We start from the raw sequence: 3,552 nt of genomic DNA, 5'->3' as shown, positions 1-3,552 counted from the left end.
ATCAAACCAAACCACTTCAACACCATCCATTCTAGGAACACATTCTTCTATACAATTTAATTCCCAATAATCATCAGAATCTAAAAAGATAATATAATCAATATCAGGAGCTTTAAAATTTAAAAGTTCATCTTTATTTTTAAAGAAATTTGAACTTTTATATATTTTATAAATATTATAAGGATTATCTTTATTGTCTAGTTTAAAATCTACTAAGGAGTTTTCTTTTAATTCTTGGGTAATGTTTTTAAAATCATATTCTTTACTAAAGAATTCTATGCCTACATTACGAGCTGAAGATAAACCCCCATTTTCCTTATCAAAAAGTATAAATCTTTCATCTTTTAAAGTATATTCTTTGGCTATATTGAGTGAGTTTTCATCTGTGCTACCATCATTTACAAGTACAACTTGTAAATTTTTATAAGTTTGATTAACAACACTATCTAAACATTCTCTTAAATATTTTTCTACATTATAGATTGGGATAACTACGCCTACGGTTTTCATTGTTTTTTCTTTAGTTTCTTAAAATATTAAAATTTAGCAATTTAGCCCATTTCAAATCTTTTCCACATTCAATAACATTAGGATGTCCAACAAATGAAAGCAAAGGTATATCACTAACACAATCACTATATGCATAAGAATTCTTTAAATCAAATTCTTTTATATTAAACATATTTGAAAGTTTATATAATTTTCTTTCTTGCATTGTATGAATACCATGTATATTACCTGTAAATTTATCATCAGAATTTTCCAAATCGATAGCCACTATATGCTCTATACCATAAATTTTAGCAAATTCTCTTATATAAATTTCAAATCCACCGGAAACTATAGCTACCACATGTCCTTGATCTTGATGCCAAAATAATTTATTTATAACATTTTTATTTATATTATTTATTATATGATTATATAAAAATTCCTTTGCTGTATTTCTAACAATATCTACAGGGCAATCAATTAAAGCCTCATATCTAGGATATATTAAACCCAATTTATCAAATTTTTCTCTTCTTTCAGCATTTGTTTTATGAGTATAATAAGGATTTTTTTGTGCTACCAAAGGTAAAAATTTCTCTAAAGTTTGAAAATTTGTTATTGTTTCGCAAAAATCAAAAAGTGCAAATATCTTACCGCTCATAAAATTCCTTTAACTTATCAAGTAAATATCTCATTTGCTCTACAGTTCCTATTGTTATCCTACAGTATCCTGGAATAATATGATTATAATTTCTTATAAAAATTTTATTTTGCTTAAGATAATTAATAACTTCTTGCATATTTTTCATACTTAATAAAATAAAATTTGTTTCTGTTTGCTCACATGCTCTAATATCAAAAGCCTTAATATCTTTTAAAAATAATTTTCTAGAAGTAGCAACCTGTTCGACAAATTTATCAACATATTCCACATCTTTTAAAGCTGCTAAAGCAGCTATTTGAGATAACATAGAAATATTTTTAGAATTTCTAAGTTTATTCATTGATTTAATATTGTCAACATGTGAAATTACATACCCTATTCTAAAGCTAGCCAAAGCAAAAGCTTTGGAAAAAGTTCTAGTTATAATTAAATTCTTGCAATTTTTTACAAGATTTTGAACAGATTTTTTACAAAATTCATAATAAGCCTCATCTACTAAAAACATTACCTTTGAATTATTAACAATAAGCTGTTCAAGTTTATTGTTATCATAACATAATCCTGTTGGATTGTTTGGATTGCAAATATATAAAAAATCAACTTTTTTTTGTTTTAAAAAGTTATTTAATTCATCAAAATCTAATTCAAAATTTTTATCTAACATAAAATTAATAGTTTTTATACCTACCCCATTAGCCCTAGCCCTAAAATTATCATATGTTGGAGATATAATACAGACGATAGAATTTTTTTCCAAAAATACGTCTATAATATTTTCATGAGCTGCATCGGAACTTCCAAAGATTTCTATATAATCTTCACTATCTTGTTTTGTATATAAAGATAAAGCTCTTAGAAGTTCTATATTTTTAGTATTAGGATACCAATTTAATTTACCGCTATTTAAAAATTGATAAATATGTTCGAAAACTTTTGGAGAAGGATTTATAGTTGCTTCATTCCAATCTAATTTTAAAACATTATCATAATTTTCAAAATTCCATATATCATGGGGGATAGACATGTAGGGCTTAAGATTTTGTATATTTTTATTTGGCAACATCTGACAACTTCCTTATATTCCATAATTTTCCAAGTTTTTTATCCCAACAATTAGGATTTAATTTCTCCCCAGCGGCACCATGTGTAAAAGTCAATTCACCAATATAAATTCTATTATCAATACAATACAAATCCACTCTAACATAATCAAACATTTTTGATAGCTTGAGAGAAATTTCAAACATTTTCTCAAATTCTGAAGGTCTATTTGGCAGCTTATCTTTAGAAACTTCATAGGTAAAATTAAAAGGTGCTATATTCCAATTACTATCCATTATGAAACGTTGATAGTTATTAAATCTATCGGTTGTTACTTGAATATAATTATTATTAAGATTTTTATGATCAAAAATATGAAACTTATAAGTATCTGCCAATTTACCATTTTTATCTATCAATAACTCTTCTGCAAAAATTTTTGGTTTAATATCTTTATAATGCCATTCTCTAGATAAATAATAGTAATTACTATGCAAATGATTATGCAATTTTTGCATGCTACTAGAAAATAAATCTATATCTCTTAAAAATTTTATTTTATCTTCTACGATAACATAACCTCCGCAATCATGGTTAGTTTTTAACACAAATGATTCTGGAAGAGCGTCAAAATCAATATCATAAATATCATCATATATGGCATATAGTTTTGGTAAATATTCACAAATATTTGTATTTAAAATTTTATCTTGTATCTTATCTATATCTTGAAAAAGAACTGAATTATTATCAAAAATATTACTCTCATCAAATTGAGATAATATTTGTTGAACAAAAATTCTCATCTTTAATTTATCTGCTAAAAAAGTATATAAAGGACTTCTATCATAAAGCATTCTAAAAACTAATTTTTCATTAAAGGTTTGTGGATGTTTAAAATCTGGTATATAATTAAAAATTGCCTTATGTCTTTCTTTAAAAAAAATTTCATCCTCTTCTAAGTTACATTCCTTACTCGCAAGAGCAACTTTACTCCTTTTTTTCACTCCCTTAGCTAAAAAAGGAAATTTAAACAAACCACCTTTATGCCAAGTTTTAAAAGATTCTAATAAAATTTTTCCTAGTTTATAAGATAAGTGTTCTTTATACTTTAAAGCTTCTTGGTAATCTGGATAATTTTCTAAAGGGGGTAATTTTAAAGTTGGATCTTTTTTTATTTTTTGATGATATATTTTTTGATCTTGTTTGTAATTTAAAAATGTTGATAACAAATATATTGGCATAAATAGAATGCCAATAATACTTTTAGAATTAATAATCATAGTTTGACCCAATTTATAACAAAGCTGGTTTTGAATTCTTTGTTTAGCTGTGCCATATAAATTGGTGTTAAA

Annotated in this window: 4 protein-coding genes; all 4 read right to left on the bottom strand. The window is 25.0% G+C overall.

Annotated elements, in window-relative coordinates; all coding sequences use genetic code 11:
- Positions 1–510, bottom strand: a 510-nt coding sequence (locus AJ884_RS02525; RefSeq protein WP_148123913.1) for a glycosyltransferase family 2 protein, incomplete at its 3' end; no start/stop codon positions are given.
- Between the two features lie 10 nt (positions 511–520).
- Entirely contained in the window at positions 521–1,153 is a 633-nt protein-coding gene (locus AJ884_RS02520; protein ID WP_070286405.1) for an HAD-IB family hydrolase, read from the bottom strand.
- Complete coding sequence (locus AJ884_RS02515; RefSeq protein ID WP_070286404.1) at positions 1,143–2,219, bottom strand: pyridoxal phosphate-dependent aminotransferase; 1,077 nt, start codon at positions 2,217–2,219, stop codon at positions 1,143–1,145. The genes AJ884_RS02520 and AJ884_RS02515 overlap by 11 nt, the downstream gene beginning before the upstream one ends.
- A partial coding sequence (locus tag AJ884_RS10065; RefSeq protein ID WP_315940641.1) for an ATP-grasp fold amidoligase family protein occupies positions 2,206–3,552 on the bottom strand: 1,347 nt, incomplete at its 5' end. The genes AJ884_RS02515 and AJ884_RS10065, both read right to left, overlap by 14 nt.

Origin of the sequence: Campylobacter sp. BCW_6463, from assembly GCF_001762785.1 — a bacterium.
Lineage (GTDB): Bacteria > Campylobacterota > Campylobacteria > Campylobacterales > Campylobacteraceae > Campylobacter_D > Campylobacter_D jejuni.
This window is presented reverse-complemented; position numbering and strand designations above follow the sequence as displayed.